Annotated in this window: 17 protein-coding genes and 1 tRNA gene; 10 read left to right on the top strand and 8 right to left on the bottom strand. The window is 61.2% G+C overall.

The features are described 5' to 3' along the window. Positions 1-28: 28 nt before the first annotated feature. Genes L0962_RS01490 through L0962_RS01480 form a run of 3 tightly spaced genes read left to right on the top strand, consistent with a single transcriptional unit; the run spans position 29 to position 3025 of the window. Positions 29-1237, top strand: coding sequence for an HD-GYP domain-containing protein (locus tag L0962_RS01490; RefSeq protein WP_234082936.1), 1209 nt, complete (start codon positions 29-31; stop codon positions 1235-1237). Beyond that, the gene (locus tag L0962_RS01485; protein WP_234082933.1) at positions 1201-1788 is read left to right on the top strand and encodes a hypothetical protein; all 588 of its coding nucleotides are present in this window, start codon (positions 1201-1203) and stop codon (positions 1786-1788) included. The genes L0962_RS01490 and L0962_RS01485 overlap by 37 nt, the downstream gene beginning before the upstream one ends. A gap of 28 nt (positions 1789-1816) precedes the next feature. Then, positions 1817-3025, top strand: coding sequence for an HD-GYP domain-containing protein (locus tag L0962_RS01480; RefSeq protein ID WP_234082930.1), 1209 nt, complete (start codon positions 1817-1819; stop codon positions 3023-3025). Here the strand turns inward: L0962_RS01480 and mutY are convergent. Next, the gene (gene mutY, locus L0962_RS01475) at positions 2997-4046 is read right to left on the bottom strand and encodes an A/G-specific adenine glycosylase (RefSeq protein ID WP_234082928.1); all 1050 of its coding nucleotides are present in this window, start codon (positions 4044-4046) and stop codon (positions 2997-2999) included. The two genes, L0962_RS01480 and mutY, sit on opposite strands and share 29 nt — an antisense overlap. Before the next feature lie 65 nt (positions 4047-4111). On the opposite strand from mutY, the gene L0962_RS01470 reads away from it, so the two are divergent. The 3 genes from L0962_RS01470 (at position 4112) to ltrA (ending at position 7506) form a co-directional block, all read left to right on the top strand. Then, positions 4112-4624: a flavin reductase family protein gene (locus L0962_RS01470; protein WP_234082925.1), complete on the top strand. Its 513-nt coding sequence runs from the start codon at positions 4112-4114 to the stop codon at positions 4622-4624. A 1119-nt stretch (positions 4625-5743) separates the two neighbouring features. Next, positions 5744-5818: transfer RNA gene (locus L0962_RS01465), tRNA-Gly, on the top strand. Between the two features lie 17 nt (positions 5819-5835). Then, complete coding sequence (gene ltrA / locus L0962_RS01460) at positions 5836-7506, top strand: group II intron reverse transcriptase/maturase (protein ID WP_234082922.1); 1671 nt, start codon at positions 5836-5838, stop codon at positions 7504-7506. A gap of 350 nt (positions 7507-7856) precedes the next feature. Here the strand turns inward: ltrA and L0962_RS01455 are convergent, their stop codons facing one another. The 6 genes from L0962_RS01455 to L0962_RS01430 all read right to left on the bottom strand — a co-directional run bounded on the left by L0962_RS01455 (position 7857) and on the right by L0962_RS01430 (position 12272). After that, positions 7857-8690: a hypothetical protein gene (locus tag L0962_RS01455; RefSeq protein ID WP_234082919.1), complete on the bottom strand. Its 834-nt coding sequence runs from the start codon at positions 8688-8690 to the stop codon at positions 7857-7859. Positions 8691-8778: 88 nt separating this feature from the next. Then, entirely contained in the window at positions 8779-9357 is a 579-nt protein-coding gene (locus L0962_RS01450; protein WP_234082912.1) for a hypothetical protein, read from the bottom strand. An 83-nt stretch (positions 9358-9440) separates the two neighbouring features. Continuing rightward, a complete protein-coding gene (locus L0962_RS01445) occupies positions 9441-10139 on the bottom strand; it encodes a hypothetical protein (protein ID WP_234082906.1) in 699 nt (232 codons plus the stop codon). Between the two features lie 94 nt (positions 10140-10233). Beyond that, complete coding sequence (locus L0962_RS01440; protein WP_234082899.1) at positions 10234-10593, bottom strand: hypothetical protein; 360 nt, start codon at positions 10591-10593, stop codon at positions 10234-10236. Between the two features lie 69 nt (positions 10594-10662). Then, positions 10663-11076 (bottom strand): DUF4279 domain-containing protein, encoded by a 414-nt coding sequence (locus L0962_RS01435; RefSeq protein WP_234082895.1) that lies wholly within the window; start codon positions 11074-11076, stop codon positions 10663-10665. A gap of 296 nt (positions 11077-11372) precedes the next feature. Beyond that, the gene (locus L0962_RS01430) at positions 11373-12272 is read right to left on the bottom strand and encodes a LysR family transcriptional regulator (RefSeq protein ID WP_234082889.1); all 900 of its coding nucleotides are present in this window, start codon (positions 12270-12272) and stop codon (positions 11373-11375) included. 97 nt (positions 12273-12369) lie between these two features. On the opposite strand from L0962_RS01430, the gene L0962_RS01425 reads away from it, so the two are divergent. The 3 genes from L0962_RS01425 (at position 12370) to L0962_RS01415 (ending at position 14276) form a co-directional block, all read left to right on the top strand. Continuing rightward, positions 12370-13311 carry a sodium-dependent bicarbonate transport family permease gene (locus L0962_RS01425; RefSeq protein WP_234082884.1) on the top strand — a complete coding sequence of 314 codons (942 nt, stop codon included), beginning with the start codon at positions 12370-12372 and terminating at the stop codon, positions 13309-13311. Next, on the top strand, positions 13311-13619 hold the full coding sequence (locus L0962_RS01420) for a transcriptional regulator (RefSeq protein ID WP_234082879.1): 309 nt from the start codon (positions 13311-13313) through the stop codon (positions 13617-13619). The genes L0962_RS01425 and L0962_RS01420 overlap by 1 nt, the downstream gene beginning before the upstream one ends. A gap of 129 nt (positions 13620-13748) precedes the next feature. Then, the gene (locus tag L0962_RS01415; RefSeq protein ID WP_234082873.1) at positions 13749-14276 is read left to right on the top strand and encodes a DsrE family protein; all 528 of its coding nucleotides are present in this window, start codon (positions 13749-13751) and stop codon (positions 14274-14276) included. Between the two features lie 68 nt (positions 14277-14344). On the opposite strand, the gene L0962_RS01410 is transcribed toward L0962_RS01415, so the two are convergent. Then, the gene (locus L0962_RS01410) at positions 14345-14785 is read right to left on the bottom strand and encodes a carboxymuconolactone decarboxylase family protein (RefSeq protein ID WP_234082867.1); all 441 of its coding nucleotides are present in this window, start codon (positions 14783-14785) and stop codon (positions 14345-14347) included. Between the two features lie 108 nt (positions 14786-14893). Between L0962_RS01410 and L0962_RS01405 the strand changes: the two genes are divergently transcribed. Then, the gene (locus L0962_RS01405) at positions 14894-16354 is read left to right on the top strand and encodes a PLP-dependent aminotransferase family protein (protein WP_234082860.1); all 1461 of its coding nucleotides are present in this window, start codon (positions 14894-14896) and stop codon (positions 16352-16354) included.

The following is a 16354-nucleotide window of genomic DNA, read 5'->3' as shown; positions in this document are numbered from 1 at the left end:
ATAACGGCGGGCTGCTAGAATTCTCCGCATGATCAAGCAGATTCGCACCGACCAGCTCAAACCGGGGATGTACATCTCCGATCTCAATTGCGGCTGGCTCGATCACCCCTTCCTGACCAACGCCTTCCACGTCCGCGACATGGCGACCGTGGACAAGATCATCAAGCTCGGTATCCGCGAGCTCTACATCGACACCGTCAAGGGCGCCGACCTGTGGGAAGGGCGCGACCAGAGCGAGGTCAATGCCGAACTCGAGCGGCGCCTGCAGGAAATCGCCCAGAAGAAATCCGACCGGCCGATCCAGGTCGAACTCAAGGACGAAGCGGCACGCGCCCGCCGGCTGCAGGGCGAAGCGCACAAGATCGTGCGCAACATGCTCGACGACATCCGGCTCGGCCAGCAGATCGAAGTCGAGCGCGTCGAGCCGCTGGTCGACGGCATGGTCGAATCGATCTTCCGCAACCAGGACGCGCTGCTGCCGCTGGCCCGGTTGAAGAACCACGACGATTACACCTTCCAGCATTCGGTCGGCGTCTGCGCGCTGCTCGTCGCCTTCGGCCGCTCGATGAAACTGGACAAGGCGGTGATCCGCCAGCTGGCGCTCGGCGGTTTGCTGCACGACGTCGGCAAGGCGCGCATTCCCGAGCGCATCCTGAACAAGCCGGCCAAGCTCAACGAGGACGAGTTTACGCACATGAAGCGGCACGTCGACGAAGGCGTACTGCTGTTGCAGGAATCGGGCGGCGTCAGCGAGATCGCGCTGCAGGTCGTCGGCCAGCACCACGAGCGCTTCGACGGCTCCGGCTATCCCGGCGCGCTCGGTGGTGCCGGCATCTCGCTGTACGGCCAGATGGCCTCCATCGTCGATGTTTACGATGCGATCACCTCGGCCCGCGTCTACCACAAGGGCATGCCGCCGACGCAGGCGCTCAAGAAACTGCTCGAATGGAGCAGCCACCACTTCGACCCGCAGCTGGTGCAGGCTTTCGTCCGCTCGCTCGGCATCTACCCGAGCGGTTCGCTGGTCATGCTGGACAGCAAGCGGCTCGGCGTCGTGCTCGAACAGAACGAGGGCAACCTGCTCGAACCGGTGGTCCGGGTTTTCTACCATACCGGGCAGAAGCACTACATTCCGCCGGAAATCATCGATCTGTCGAAATTCCAGCAGGACCGCATCGCCAGTTTTGAAAGTTACGAAAAATGGAACATCGATCCCTATCAGTGGTTGCCGGGCTGATCGCCTGCTGCCTGGCGACGCCGGCCCTGGCCGACGACGCGGCCCGCGAGGCCGACTGGAACGCCCGCCTGGAACGGGCTGGTGCGTTGAAGGCCGAGGCAGTCAAGCGCCAGCAGGCGGCCGACGCGGAATACGAAGCCGAACGCCTGGCCTGCCAGAAGAAATTCCTGGTCAACAGCTGCATCGACAAGGCGCGCGACAAACAGGTCGAGGTGCGCCGCGCGACCCGTGCCCAGGAACTGGAAGGCACCCTGCAGGAGCGCGAGGTGCGGCGCGAGCGTTTCGCTGCCAAGGAAGCGCAGCGGGCGGCCGAGGCGCCGGTGCGCGACGCCGAGCGGGCCACCCGCGTCGACGAGGTCGAAGCCCGCCGCGTGGCCGACGAGGCGCGTCGCGAACAGGCGCGCGAAGACAAGGCGCTGAAGGCCGACGAAGGTGCCAGGGCCAAGGCCGAGCGCGAAGCCGCGCACCGGCGCAAGGTCGAGGCGCACGATGCCGAGCGGGCCAAACGCAAGGCGGAAGCCGACGCCCGCGCCGGCGAAAAACAGCCCTGAGCGCCGTCGACCGCAGCCGGCCCGCCCCGTGATCCGTACCATCCGCATCGGCGAACTGCAGCCCGGCATGTATGTCGTGGACCTGCACAAGCCGTGGCTCGACCACTTGCTGTGGCGTCGCCGCTTCGAAGTGCGCGACGCCGAGCACATCCGTCGCCTGGTGGCGGCCGGCATCGAACAGGTCAGCATCGATACCGATCGTGGCGGCGATCTGCCGCCGCCGCCGTCGCGGCCGCGTTTCGACGACGTCGGCTGGCGGGCGATTGCCGAAAAGCGTGCCAGTGCGGTGCCCAAGGTGTCGCTGGGCGAAGAGCGTCGGCGTTCCGGCAAACTGATCCGCGAAGGCGCCTTGATGCTCGACGAACTGACGCTGGCCGCCCGCGCCGGGCGCAGCGTCGAAGCGGCACGGCTGGAGCCGATCGTCGGCAAGATGATGGAATCGGTGGTGCGCAATCCCGATGCGCTGGTGCCGCTGGCCCGCCTCAAGCAGATGGACCGTTACGCCACCGAACACGCCGTGGCCACCGCCGCGCTGATCATCGCGCTCGGCCGGCAGCAGGGCGTTGCCGCGCCGGAGCTGGAAAAAATGGCGCTCGGCACGATGCTCAAGGACATCGGCCAGGCCGCCATCGACGCTCGGCTGATCGGCAAGCCCGGCCTGCTGTCGCTATCTGAATACGAACTGGTCCAGAGCCACGTCGAAGAAGGGCTGGCCGTGCTCGAAGCCACCTCCAGCCTGCCCGAGACGTCGGTGGCGGTGGTGCTCGAACACCACGAACGCTACAACGGCCTCGGCTACCCCTACCGCATGCGCGGCGACGAAATCTCGCTGGCCGGCCGGCTGGCGGCCATCGTCGACACCTACGACGCGATGACGTCGCAACGTCCCTATCGCGCCGCGCTGTCGCCCACCGAAGCGCTGCGCCAGCTGTACGGCGAAGGCGGCCGGCAGTTCGATCCGGCGCTGGTTGCCGGGCTGATCCGCACGCTGGGCGTCTACCCGGTCGGCACCCTGGTCATGCTGGAAAGCGGCCATCTGGCGGTGGTCGAGGAAATCCACAGCGACCAGCCGCTGGCGCCGGTGGTCAAGGTGATATACCACGGCCGGCGCCGTCAGTACGTGGCGCCGGTGCGCGTCGACCTGGCACGCCGGGTCGGCAATCACTACGGCCGCATCGTCGCCGCCGACAGCTTCGAGCGCTGGGGACTCAATCCGCTGGGTTGGCAACCAGGCTGATCAGCTTGCGGATCGGTGTCGGCACGCCGGCCTCCGCCGCCCGTTCGAGCTCGATCCACTCGCCGCCCGGTTCGGCCAGCCCGGCCTTGCCCTGGCTGGCCACGCGGCACAGCACCGGCTTCAGCGTCAGCCGGAAATGCGTGAAAGCGTGCTTCAAAAACGGCAATTCGCGCCGGTCGACCGCAAGCAAGCCGCGCGCCGCCAGCACCGCCTCCGGCTCGCCTTCCGGCGGTACCAGCAGGCCGCCCCACAGGCCGGCCGGCGGGCGCCGTTCAAGCAGCAGGCGGTTGTCGGCCACAATCAGCACGAAGGTCGATTCGCGCTCCGGCACCGCCGCCCGCGGTTTCGGCGCCGGCAACTCGCGCTGGCGACCATCGCGGCGCGCCACGCAAACGTCGGCGAACGGGCAGGCCGGGCAATGCGGCAGGCCGCGCGTGCACAGCGTGGCGCCCAGGTCCATCAAGCCCTGGGTGTAGGCCGGCATGTCGTCGGCCGCTTCCGGCAGCAGGGTTTCCGCCAGTGCCCAGAGCTTGCGGTCGACCGCCGTCGAACCGGGAAAACCGTCGATGCCGAACACTCGGCACAGCACGCGTTTGACGTTGCCGTCCAGGATCGCCGTGCGCTCGGCGTAGCAGAAGGCGGCCACGGCGGCTGCGGTCGACCGGCCGATGCCGGGCAATTCCGCCAGCCCGGCCGCGGTTTTCGGGAAAAAACCGCCGTGTACCGCAACAACCTGCTGCGCGCAGCGGTGCAAGTTGCGCGCCCGGGCGTAGTAACCCAGACCGGCCCACAGCGCCAGCACCTGTTCGGCTGGTGCAGCGGCCAGTGCCGCCACATCCGGAAAAGCCTCGAGAAAACGCGCGTAATACGGGATCACAGTCGCCACCTGCGTCTGCTGCAGCATGATCTCGGACAACCACACGCGATACGGATCGCGCGTGCGCTGCCATGGCAGATCGTGGCGGCCGGCGGCGCGCTGCCAGCCCACCAGCCGTTCGGCAAAGCTTTGTTCTTGCGGCAAATTTCATCTCGACGTGAAGCACGGGAGACGGGATAATACGGGGTTTTTCCACGTCGACCCCAGCGATGAGCCAACCGACCAGCCAACCGCCAACCGACCCGCGCGCCCTGCGCAACGCCCTGGGCCGCTTCGCCACCGGCATCGCCGTCGTCACCGCCATCGACCCCGACGGCCACCCGATCGGCCTGACCGTCAATTCCTTCTCCGCCGTGTCGCTGCAACCCGCGCTGGTGCTCTGGTGCCTGGACAACCGCTCGGTCAACCTCGAAGCCTTCCGCAAGGCCAGCCACCACGCCATCAACATCCTGGCCGCCGACCAGCAGGACATCTCCAACCGCTTCGCCACCTGGCCGACCGACCGCTTCGCCGGCCTCGACTGGCAGGCCGGCATCGGCGGCGCCCCGGTCATCGCCGGCAGCTGCGCCAGCTTCGAAGTCTTCAACGAAACCGCCCACCCCGGCGGCGACCACACCATCTTCGTCGGCCGCGTCGAACGCTTCAGCGAAAACGCAGACGCCGCCCCCTTGCTCTTCCACGCCGGCCAGTACCGACTGCTGGCCGCCCGTCAGGCTGATTGAAACCCGGCCCGACAGAGCTTAGAATCACGCCTTCACGCCCGAGCGGGCGTCGTATAGTGGCATTACCTGAGCTTCCCAAGCGTGCGATGCGAATCGCAAGGTTTACGAGTCCCCAGTCAGACGCTTAATTCTGACGAATCTTGACTCGCTTTATCCACCCGCCCGGGTGGGTTCCTTGTCGGTGAATGCCGAACAAGTAATTGTGCTGCTATCTATAAGGGCCTGTGATCGTCCGTTGGAGACAACGGAGTAGCAGGGGCAAGAAAATAGACAGCACCGGGGTTTCAGCACCCCGTAGCCTAGGAGCAGTGCGTCACTGGTAACGGTGAGGTGCTAAGCGCTCTGACAATGTAGCCACCTTTAGGGGTACGCCATACCCCGCGAGGGGTTCTGGCGTGATATCGAAAGTTGCATTCGATTGAGGCGCTAGGCTGGGCTGGTTGGCCAACGTAAGTGAATCGCTGCTAAACACCGTCAAGCTTGATGAGCCAAACGCAACTTGTTGTATCGGGCTCTGCCAAAAGGCACGTGATCGGTTGTCCCCCTGCTTGGTGGGGACACGCTGACATGGCATCACCGGTGGAAAAGCGAGGCCTTCCCAGTTCTGTTACTGGTTCGGAACGCAGTAAGCCTGATTAGGCGTTCTTTAACAATTAGGCAATCCATAACACCCTGACTAGTCGTGAGACGGATTGGGAACTTTATTGCTTACGTGTCTGGTAATTGGTCCAGGTGTAGAAAGTTAGTAATGCTTTGATTTTAAATGCCGGCAGCGCTGCCGGTAATGAACTCAAGGTGTGAAAAACCGGAAGCGCATGCGTACCAAGAACTAACCGGATACTCTCTTTTGCACGTCAACGTGCAAAGGAAGGGAACACCGGAAAGAACAAGGCGCCCCGCAAGGGTCGCTTTACCTAAGCAGGTAGAGGAGGATGGAAAAAGCGAATGTCTTCCTGTAATGGGAGGGATAGGGGATGAAACGATTGCCCTGACGTGAAAGCGTGCTGACTTCCATCTGGTGACTCTTCGTGAGAAGGGTCTGTGTAATCGCTAACCCGAGGGGGTTGATGCTACAATCCCCGTCCGGGGAAAAGTTGCGTCTTCCTCCAAAGGTTCAGAGCGGGCGTCGTATAACGGCTATTACCCTTGCTTCCCAAGCAAGAGACGAGGGTTCGACTCCCTTCGCCCGCTCCATACAACCGGAGGTTGATATGGACGCAACGCAGTTAAATTGCGATGTCGCCTCTACGGCTTGGCAGTCTTGGCACGAGATTCAATGGGTCAAGGCTTATCAAGTTGTCGCGAGGTTACAGACACGTATTGCGAAGGCAGCAAAAGCAGGGGAGTGGCGGAAGGTTCGCACCTTGCAGAGACTCCTGACTAAATCCAGCAGCGCGAAAGCGCTGGCAGTTCGGCGAGTTACGGAGAATCAAGGCCGGAAAACTCCAGGTGTGGATAAACAAACCTGGGATACGCCGGAAGCGAAGTGGAAAGCGGTCGTGGATCTTGGCAACAAGAGATACAAGCCGTTACCGCTACGTCGCATCTACATTCCGAAAGCAAACGGTGACAAACGCCCTCTGGGCATACCCACCATGCGCGATCGGGCGATGCAAGCGCTGCAGTTATTGGCGCTGGAGCCTGTCGCTGAAACAACTGGCGATCATCATTCCTACGGATTCCGACGTGAGCGCTCGACGGCAGATGCCATCGAACAAGTGCGAAACGTGCTGGGCCGGAAAGCTTCCCCGAAATGGGTGCTGGAAGGAGACATCAAAGGCTGTTTTGACAACATCAGTCATGACTGGCTGGTTGCCAATGTCTGCATGGACAAGGGCATCCTTCGGAAATGGCTGAAAGCGGGCTTTATCGAAACGGGAAGGCTATTCCCAACGCAAGCAGGTACGCCACAGGGAGGCATCATTTCCCCGGTTTTGGCGAATTTGGCGCTGGATGGCCTGCAACATGAGCTGACCACACTGTTCAGAACAGTGCGGGATGCGCGTGCGGCAAAGGTCAATCTGGTGCGTTACGCGGACGACTTCATCATCACGGGTAGCTCGAAAGAGTATCTGGAAGAGAAGGTCAAACCCTTGGTGGAGAAATTCCTAGCCACTCGGGGCCTCATCCTCTCGGAGAAGAAAACCAAAATCACACATGTGACGGAGGGGTTCGACTTCTTGGGGTGGAATGTCAGGATGTTCAATCGAATGCTGGTCACTCAGCCGTCGAAAAAGAATATCAAGGCGTTTCTGGGGAAAATCCGCAGCCTGTTGCGGGAAAGAAAGGCTGCCAGACAGATCGAGGTGATCGAAAAGCTGACCCCGGTAATCAGGGGGTGGGCCAACTATCATCGAAGTCAGATGGCATCCCGGACGTTTGCAAAGTGCGACCATCAAATCTGGCAAGCATTGTGGCGCTGGGCGTGCCGTCGTCACCCGAACAAGGGGAAGCGGTGGATCAAACAGCGTTACTTCAAATGCCTCAAGGGGCGTGACTGGCTTTTTGCGGATCAGGACAAGTTACTACCGGTCTTGGCGGGATACCTGAAAAGGCCCCACATCAAGATCATGGGGGAAGCGAATCCATACGATCCAACGTACGACAGCTATTTTTCCAAACGGCTTGCAAAGCGGATGGACAAGACGCTGGAAGGACGACGCAAACTTCGCTGGTTGTGGTGGTGGCAGGAAGGTGACTGCCCCGTCTGCAATCAAAAGATCACGAGAGAAACTGGGTGGCATCTTCACCACATAATCAAACGATCTCAGCGAGGTTCGGACAAGCTGACCAATCTGGTTCTGTTACATCCGAATTGCCACATGCAACACCACGTCTTGGAGAAAACCGGAGTTGCTGCCGGTACCTCAATGTTCAAGTAGGGGTGCTTATGGGTTGCTTGAGCCGTATGCGGGGAAACTTGCACGTACGGTTCTTAGGGGAGGGGGTGGCCGTGAGGCCACCTCCTTACCCGCCTCATGAGGAGGGTTCGATTCCCTTCGCCCGCTCCACAGAATTCAGGCAGGGTCGATCCGCTGCCGAAGTAAAAAAGCCAACCGGTCGGGTTGGCTTTTTTGTTGGGGGGGCGGTGACTATTGATCTGAAACGGAAGCTGTTTGCTTGAGAGAGTGGGCCTTCAACGTTCAACTTCATGGGCCGACGAAGGCCCTGCCCGGAGCGAACCGGCAAGCGCAGTTCGCCGGTGTTCCCTGGACCGAATGGTTGGGTGCGTTCATGCCAATGCGGGCAAGCCAACTTTAGCTTGACCAACCCAAGCGAGATCTTCAGTTAGCTCTCTTCCAAGGTAGCTGGTGTATGCGGCTGGCTGACCCAAAGTCCTGGGCTTGCACAGTGCGAGCGGGCGAAAGCCAAGGGCATCAGCAATTCCGATTTGGAGCTCCCCGCCAATACGCGGAAAGGATTCGTCGTCGATGCAGTCTTGAATGACATAGCGCGGGATTCTGCTCAATGGCCTGCCGGGAACTGACTGACTGGAAAATGCCGATGTTAGGCGTTTGGTGACTCGATCCTGTGCATCTCCGAGGTACAGAAAGTCTCTGTCCCCCATATTGAGGTGTTCGTTGCAGGCCAGCATGCAGGTGCCGCTGTCGATCTTGGGTTTGAAGTGAAATGCAGAAAGCGAACCTGTACTATGGCAGAAACCAAACAGCGCAACCTCGAAAACGGCCATTTCGCCTACGCGGGCCTTGTAGTCATCAAATGTACGACTCAGGTATGCAAACAAAAATTTGGCCACGTCGGCCAGTGAAGGAACGTAGTTGGCTGTAGCTACGAGATTGCCCAGTAGTGGAATAAGCGCGAGGTAGGTGTTCTGCGCCATGAGTGTGCTGCCGGCAAAGCAATAGCCGAACGAGTGCGCATAACTGACATGCGAAAAGAACCCATCCGGCCCCGGTGACCTACAGATGACTGGCAATGCGAAAAGCTTTGAGCCGTCATCGATCAAGACCGATTCTGGTGATGCGCTGATGCGGCTGTCGCCAGCGACCCAGAGCCCCGGACTTTGTTGAACCTCGTGGTTGCACCAAATTGCGATGGCGGTCATAGCGTAGCGTTAAGTACCCAACGTTTGAATTGAGCGGCCTTGCACGGCTTTTCGCGCAAGGTCCGCTCGAATGATGGGTTGGGCAGCATTAGAGGAACTTCACGAGCAAGCCGGCCACGCCGACTACGATTCCAACCACCCACACCCAGAACTTGTTTCGGTCGTACCACTCCTCGACGGTTGATCTCGGCTTCCACATTGCAAGTTCGCACCGGACTCGTTCGTCAATGAACGCGCCGAGCTGGTCAGCTTCTCCATCGGTTGAACGGAGTGGCACCGATTCTGGAAAGCCCTTTCCGAGCAACCGGCGGTCGATCTCTGCCATTTCCCGGAATACCTTTTGAACGGCGGCGTTGAGCAAGCTTTGAACCTCCGGGAGAAGAAGACTTGCATCAATTCTCCGCTCCTTTGCGGATGCAACTGCGAATTCGATTTCTTCGATAGCAAGGGCTTCCAAGAATGGATCAATATATCGGCTCCAGAATATTGTTCGAGGGGAACCCTCGAAGCCGATGCCCTGGTATGAGATTTCCCGAGCGCTAAATTGCTTGACCTTGAATGGAGGGCCAGCAGTCAAAAAGGCCCACGGAGTTACTTGATCTCGGATGATCCGTTCCGTCGCATCTTCGATGCGCTTACGAAATGTCGGATAGAGCGGAGTAGTCACGGCCTATGCTGCCTAACGTGGAAGTGAGCGGACTGCGCGGCTTTTTGCGCAGCTCCGCTCGACTGTAGGGTTGGGCGTGATTGCTAAAATGGCCATTTGTTTCCGGTGAATAAAGTGGCCCACACTCCCGCTGCTGCCAGAGCAACGAGTAGAACTCGCTCGAAAAAACGAAAGACTGCAATCTTCTGAATCTTTCGATTTCGAATATCACGAAGGCCTAGCCACAGACGAAAGAGATAGTCACGGTAGTTGCCACCGGAAATCATGCTGGTTGCAACGCAATATCGAAAAAACGTCTTCATAAGACCGCGAATAGCATTTTCTGTTAAGTCGTTGGGTTCCGCTCCAAATACTAGGATGAAGTTTTCCTCATTCACTTTAGCAAGGTCAGACTTATATGGTGAGAGCAAGACCATCACTTTCCCGGTGATGTCTTGAGAAAAGCAAATGCTTGCCCCCGCCTCCATAGCCTCCTTTGGGTTAGTCAAGTTGTCTGAGGCTATGGTGTGCCAAACACCCAATCGTCTCCAACCAACGGAGATTTGCGCTTGATTTAGCGAGTTGTGCCTGTATACCCAAGGCTTGTTGTAGGCGGGATTTGTCGAGTGATTAGACGATAGGTACAGGGTCCCAAGTTCGTCCGCATCAAAACCACGGCTATCAATCTCTGTGAATACTGACCGAAGACGTTCTTCAAATGACAACCACATTGCGCGACGAAGATAGGCACCGTTTTTGGCCTTTCTCAGCTTTGATGCGGCAACTTTGAGATAAGAGTTCATGACGCCCAACGTTTTAGGTAAGGGGCGCTGCGCGGAGCTTTATCGCGCAGCGTCCAGCGACCGGAGGGAGCGGCTTTGACCGCAATGTTAGATTTCATTTGAGTAGCCATTGCCCGAATGCCATAAGAGCAGCCGCGGTTGCAGCGCCCAGAAACCAGACAAGCATTCGGCCCCAGACGCGGAGTAGAAAATTGAGACCTGCACGGTTGGCGGGGAAATAAAGCAACGGGATTTTGGTTTTTGGCTCGCTAGGGGCAAGGCTCTTAACGTCAATGACGAACAGCAGAACGCTGACAAAGAAAAACAAGATGACGACAGGAAAGAGCTGTTCTTCGGAGCTGCCGCTCAGAAACACGCCAAAACTCCCTAGGGTTTCGAGTAAGGCAATAAACAGGACAAGGGAAAAGCCTGCAATGAAGGCTGATTTTCGCGTGGCAGTCGGGAAGGCGACCATGAGATCTAACGTTGAAAATCACCGGACGCAGGCAAGCGCAGCTTGCCGGAGGTCCGGTGGATTGTGATGTTAGGCATTGGTGTCTGGCGCATAGATATCCAATCCCAATTCAATACCTCTTTCGCCCAAGGCTTGCAATGTCAATGGAGAAATACAAACACCTTCGTTACTTCCTTCCATGAACCAGCCGCAGAAAAGATCAACTCTGTATCTTGAAGTTAAGCTTTGCCAGACATCGAGATTGGATGTGAGCTGGCCCAATATCTCGGCAACTTGGGCATCAAGATTTTCCGGTTCAGTTTCTATTGCGTGTAATCGCCAATGGCCGAATGACGCTATGCGCACTCCTGCTTTTGATGGAAGTTCCTGGCCTTTGCGTTGGGCATGCGTTGGTTGAGCACCCAATAGCAAAGACACCTCTTCCGGGACCAACTCATCCCCAGCGATTCGAAGTGATGCAACGGAACGTGCCAAGTGAGCCATGAATTGCCTAACGTGAAATGGACGGCGTTATCGCCGTATAACCTGTTTTTGCGCCGTATATTCTGGCAAAGACATCAGTCAGGAAGGCTTGCCAATTGAGGCATCTGGCAGGTTCTTGAAAATATCTACGAGAGTAGATCGCAGTCATACGCGGCGCATGTTCAATAACGCGAGAATTCTGCCAGCAACGAAGTTGAATGTCATGCGCCGAGGCGGTTTGCCGATGACAGCTTTGAGGTGCTTTTCCCTTAGTCTGCTCTTGGCAGATAACTGCCAAACCGCGGGCTTCTTTCCCCCTACGCTTTCCCCAACACCGTCAACAACTCATCCATAAACGCCTTTGCCGGCAGCGGCAGGACCTTCTGCCGCAGATGCACGACCGACCAGGTTTGCCGGAGCGGGAAGCCGGCGATGTCGAGGATGCGCAGGCCGTCCTGTTCGGGGTGTTCGCCGAGCACGTGGCGGGAGAGGATGGCCAGGCCCATGCCGGTGGCGACGAGGTCGCGGATGGCTTCGTTGCTGCCCAGCGCCATCTTGATGTTGAGCGACTGGCCGTTCTGGTTCAGGTGGCGGTCGATGGCCTTGCGTGTGCCGGAGCCGGTTTCGCGCAGCAGGAAAGGGTGGTGGGCGATGTCGTCCAGCGTCAGCGGGCCGGCCGGCAGCGGGTAATCGGCGGGGGCGACGACGACCAGCGGGTTGTCGAGGAAGGGGGTGGCGACGACGTCGAGTTCTTCGGGCGGGAAGGACATGATGTACAGGTCGTCTTCGTTGGCGCGCAGGCGTTCGACGATGCGCGCGCGGTTGGCGACTTCGAGTTCGATGTCGATGTCCGGGTAGCGCCGGCAGAAGGTGCCGAGCATGCGCGGCAGGAAGTATTTGGCGGTGGTCACCAGGGCGACGCGCAGGCGGCCCTTTTTCAGCCCTTGCAGGGCGTCGACCGCAGATTCGAAGCGGTTCCAGCTGTCGTCGAGTTCGCGCGCGGTCTGCAGCAGTTCGCGGCCGGCGGCGGTCAGGCGGATGCTGCGGCCGTTCTGCTCGAACAGCGGCAGGCCGACGATGTCGGTGATCTGGCGGATCTGGATGGAGACGGCCGGCTGGGTCAGGTGCAGCGCTTCGGCGGCGCGCGAGAAGTTGCCCAGGCGGGCGACCGTGGCAAAGGTTTCGAGCTGGCGGAAGGTCAGGTGACGGCGTGGCATATAAGTTTTTATAAATGATTTTGTCGAAAAAGTTTAATTGGATTTAATGGTTCCGGGCTGGAATAGTGCGCTCCGTTGTCATTGAGTGGGGCCTGCAATGCCTTTCGAACCCGTGATCCTGTTTTTCCTGCTCGGCCTGCTGGCCGGGGTGATGCGTTCCGATCTGAAGATTCCGGCGGTGCTCTACGAGTCGCTGAGCATCTTCCTGCTGCTGGCGATCGGCCTGAAGGGCGGCGTCGAGCTGGCGCGGCAGTCGTTGTCGGCGCTGGTGCTGCCGGTGCTGGTGGTGGTCGGCGTCGGCGCACTGATCCCGTTGATCGCCTTTCCGGTGCTGCAGCGCCTGGGCCGGCTGTCGCGCGCCGACGCGGCGTCGGTGGCGGCGCATTACGGTTCGGTCAGCGTGGTGACCTTTGCCGTTGCCGGGGCGTATCTGAGCGGCGTCGGTCAGGCCTTCGAGGGCTACATGGTGGTGTTCCTGGTGTTGCTGGAGTTTCCGGCGCTGATGATCGGCGTCTGGCTGGCGCGCCGCGGGGCGAATGCCGGCGGGCAGGGCAAGGTGCTGCACGAGGTGTTTGCCGGCAAGAGCATCGTGCTGTTGCTCGGCGGGCTGGTGATCGGCTGGCTGGCCGGTGCCGACGGGCTGAAGCCGCTGGACCGGGTGTTCTTCGACCTGTTCAAGGGTTTGCTGGCGATCTTCCTGCTCGAAATGGGGCTGGTGGCGGCCAGCCGGCTGGGCGACCTGCGCCGGGCCGGGGCTTTCCTGATCGGCTTTGCGGTGGCCATGCCGCTGTTCGCCGGCGCGCTGGGCGCGCTGACGGCGACGCTGCTCGGCCTGTCGGTCGGCGGTGCCGCGCTGCTCGCCACGCTGTACGCCAGCGCTTCCTACATCGCGGCGCCGGCGGCGATGCGCATCGCCGTGCCGGAGGCCAATCCGGCACTGTCCATCGGCGCCTCGCTGGGGGTGACCTTTCCGTTCAACCTGGTGGTCGGGATTCCGACCTATTACTGGCTGGCCAATCAATTTCAAGGAGTGATCTGATGAGCATGCTGCATACGCGCCGTACCTTGCTGACGGTGATCTGCGAGGCCTCGATCGAGGCCCGGGTGCTGGCCGACGCCCGCCGGCTCGGCGCCCACGGCTCGACCGCCAGCGATGCTCGCGGCTGGGGCCAACACGGCGAACGCGACGGCGGCTGGCCGATGAGCGGCAACGTGCGCATCGACATCCTGTGCGAGGCAGCGGTGGCCGATACGATTGCCGGCCATCTGCAGGAACACTACTTCCGCAGCTACGCGATGATCTGCTACCTGAGCGAGGTGTCGGTGCTGCGCTCGGAGAAGTTCTGAGCCGGCGTGCCGGGCGATTTTTTCTGTCATCGCAGTGTCGACCGTGGCAAGATTGGGGACCGCCGGACGGCGCTTTCGGGCCGTCCTGCCAGAACAACACCAGGAAACCCCAACGAGAGGAGATTGACCATGAAGCGATGGCTTCTTGCCCTGCTGTTCACGATTGCCGGCCCGCTGGCCTGGGCCGGCCCGGACGATGCCTCGCGCTTCGACGACGCGCCGCTGGGCGCCCAGAAGACGGTTTACCAGTTCAATCTGGAACGCCCGGAAGACCTGCTGCAGGGCCTCGGCTACGTCAGCAACCATGTGAACGGCCTGAAGGAATTCGGCGACCTGAAACAGTCGCATATCGTGGTCGTGGCGCACGGCAACGAACTGCACATGCTGTCGCGGCTGAATCGTGCGGCCTACCCGGATGTCTATGAGCGCCTGAAGGCGCTGGCCGCGCAGGGTGTCAGTTTTCGCGTCTGCCGTAATGCGGCGAAATTCCGCGGCTACAAGCCGGAGGATTTCTACGACGTGGTGACCGTGGTGCCGGCCGCGATGACCGAGCTGGCCAAGTGGCAGCACAAGGGTTACGCCTACATCAACGCGGCGACCATCCTGCGCACCAAGCGGGCCGATTTCCTGGAAAAGCACCCGGAAATCATCGAATAATTGCGGTCGACCGCAGAAAAACGCAAAAAAGCCGGGGAATGCCCGGCTTTTTTCTTTCGTGGTGGCGTTTACAGCATCGGCGGCGTGCGCGAGGCGACCATCAGACGGTTCCAGCTGTTGATTTCGGCGATGCCCAGCGTCAGGTTGGCAATCTCCTGCGCGGTGAAATTGGCCTCGACCTGGGCGTAGACCGCATCCGGCACCTCCTGGTCGCGCAGGCTGGTGATGGCCTCGGCCCAGGCCAGCGCGGCGCGTTCCCGCGCACTGTAGATCGGCGCTTCTTTCCAGGTGGCGACCAGTTGCAGCTGGTTCTCGCTGAGGCCGTACTTGCGGCCCAGCGGCACGTGCATGGCGACGCAGAAGGCGCAGCCGTTGATCTGCGAGACGCGCAGCCGCACCAGTTCGAGCAGGCCGAGCTCGAGGCCGCAGCCCTGCACGTAGGTGTGTACGCCGAACATGGCCTTGTAGCCGTCGGGAATCAGTTTGCCGATGTCGAAACGCTGTTCCATGAAACTCTCCTTTTCGATGGGGGCCTGCGAGGCAGGATGGAGGCATGCTAAGCGCTGAGTGGTACGATTCAAATATCCATTTATTGACGATTTGATTGGGCCATTTCGATGAAGCGTGCCGGTGAACTGGAGCTGGCCCTGGCCGAACGGCCGCCGGGCATCTCACTGCAACGCTGGCTGTGCGGCGAACTGCGGGCGGCGATCCTGAGCGGGCGCATCGCGCCCGGCGGTCGACTGCCGTCCACGCGCGATTTCGCCCGGCAACAAGGGGTTTCGCGCGGCACGGTGCTGGCCGCCTACGAACAGTTGATCGCCGAGGGCTATCTGGCCGGTACCACCGGCAGCGGCACCTGCGTGGTGCCGAATCTGCCCGTTGCGCCGCCGCTTGCCGACACAACACCGCCGCCTGCTGCGCCGCCACGTTTGTCGCGCCTGGGCCGGCTGCTGGCCGACAGCCCGTTCGCTTCCCGCGAGGGGCGCACCACGGCGCGGCCGTTCAGTCCCAACCAGCCGGACCTGCAGGCTTTTCCGCGGGCCGTCTGGCATCGCCTGAGCAGCCGTCACAGCCGGACGATCCGCGCCGACGATCTCGGTTATGCCGAGCCGGCCGGCGATCCCTTGCTGCGCCGGGCGATTGCCGAGCATCTGCGCTACGCGCAGCGGATCGCCTGCACGGCCGACAACGTGATGATCGTCGGCAGCGCGCAGCAAGCGCTGGACCTCTGTGCCCGGCTGTTGCTCGATGCCGGCGACGGCGCCCTGGTCGAAGATCCGGGCTACCCGGGGGCGGCTAGGCTGTTCGCGTTGAGCGGTGCGACGGTGCACGGCGTGCCGGTGGACGCTGCCGGCATGCGTACCGATGCGCTGCCGCCCGGCCGGCTGGCTTATGTGACGGCGGCGCACCAGTCGCCGCTCGGCGGGACGATGCCGGTCGATCGCCGGCTGGCGCTGCTCGCCTGGGCCGAGGCGCAGGATGCGCTGATCGTCGAGGACGACTACGACGGCGAATACCGCTTCGACGGGGCGCCGCTGCCGGCGATGAAAAGCCTCGACCGGCACGGTCGCGTGCTCTATCTGGGCACCTTCAGCAAGTTGCTGTTTCCGGCGCTGCGGCTGGCCTACGCGGTGGTGCCGGACTGGCTGGTCGAGCCGTTTGCCGCGGCGCTGTCGCTGACCTGCCGGCATCAGTCGCTGTTCCAGCAGGGCGTGCTTGCCGCCTTCATCGACGAAGGGCATTTCGCACGCCACCTGCGCCAGATGCGTCAGCGCTACGGCGAACGCGCCGCTGCCTTCGAGCAGGCCTGCCGGGCGCAACTGGCCGGCCTGCTGCAGGTGGCGCCGATCACCACCGGGCTGGACGCCACGGCCTTGCTGCCGGCCGCCAGCGACGATCGGGCGGTGGTGGCGGCGCTCGCCCAATGGGGTATCGAAACCCGGCCGATTGCCTTCTACCGTCTGCAGCAGCCGGCACCGCCGGGGCTGGTGATGGGCTTTTCGTCGTTCGGCGAACCGGCCATCCGGCGCGGCATCGCGGCCATGCGGCCGGTGCTGGAAACGCTGCTCGGTTGA

The organism is Azonexus sp. R2A61 (genome assembly GCF_021401135.1).
Classification (GTDB): domain Bacteria; phylum Pseudomonadota; class Gammaproteobacteria; order Burkholderiales; family Rhodocyclaceae; genus Azonexus.
Note: the sequence above shows the minus strand (reverse complement) of the source record. Positions and strands in the feature narration are given on the sequence as shown.

Excerpts from the sequence above, each read along its gene's own strand:
- L0962_RS01490 (WP_234082936.1), top strand. The coding sequence starts at position 29 with ATGATCAAGCAGATTCGCACCGACCAGCTCAAACCGGGGATGTACATC.
- L0962_RS01485 (WP_234082933.1), top strand. The coding sequence starts at position 1,201 with ATGGAACATCGATCCCTATCAGTGGTTGCCGGGCTGATCGCCTGCTGC.
- L0962_RS01470 (WP_234082925.1), top strand. The coding sequence starts at position 4,112 with ATGAGCCAACCGACCAGCCAACCGCCAACCGACCCGCGCGCCCTGCGC.
- ltrA (WP_234082922.1), top strand. The coding sequence starts at position 5,836 with ATGGACGCAACGCAGTTAAATTGCGATGTCGCCTCTACGGCTTGGCAG.
- L0962_RS01455 (WP_234082919.1), bottom strand. The coding sequence starts at position 8,690 with ATGACCGCCATCGCAATTTGGTGCAACCACGAGGTTCAACAAAGTCCG.
- L0962_RS01445 (WP_234082906.1), bottom strand. The coding sequence starts at position 10,139 with ATGAACTCTTATCTCAAAGTTGCCGCATCAAAGCTGAGAAAGGCCAAA.
- L0962_RS01440 (WP_234082899.1), bottom strand. The coding sequence starts at position 10,593 with ATGGTCGCCTTCCCGACTGCCACGCGAAAATCAGCCTTCATTGCAGGC.
- L0962_RS01435 (WP_234082895.1), bottom strand. The coding sequence starts at position 11,076 with ATGGCTCACTTGGCACGTTCCGTTGCATCACTTCGAATCGCTGGGGAT.
- L0962_RS01430 (WP_234082889.1), bottom strand. The coding sequence starts at position 12,272 with ATGCCACGCCGTCACCTGACCTTCCGCCAGCTCGAAACCTTTGCCACG.
- L0962_RS01425 (WP_234082884.1), top strand. The coding sequence starts at position 12,370 with ATGCCTTTCGAACCCGTGATCCTGTTTTTCCTGCTCGGCCTGCTGGCC.
- L0962_RS01420 (WP_234082879.1), top strand. The coding sequence starts at position 13,311 with ATGAGCATGCTGCATACGCGCCGTACCTTGCTGACGGTGATCTGCGAG.
- L0962_RS01415 (WP_234082873.1), top strand. The coding sequence starts at position 13,749 with ATGAAGCGATGGCTTCTTGCCCTGCTGTTCACGATTGCCGGCCCGCTG.
- L0962_RS01410 (WP_234082867.1), bottom strand. The coding sequence starts at position 14,785 with ATGGAACAGCGTTTCGACATCGGCAAACTGATTCCCGACGGCTACAAG.
- L0962_RS01405 (WP_234082860.1), top strand. The coding sequence starts at position 14,894 with ATGAAGCGTGCCGGTGAACTGGAGCTGGCCCTGGCCGAACGGCCGCCG.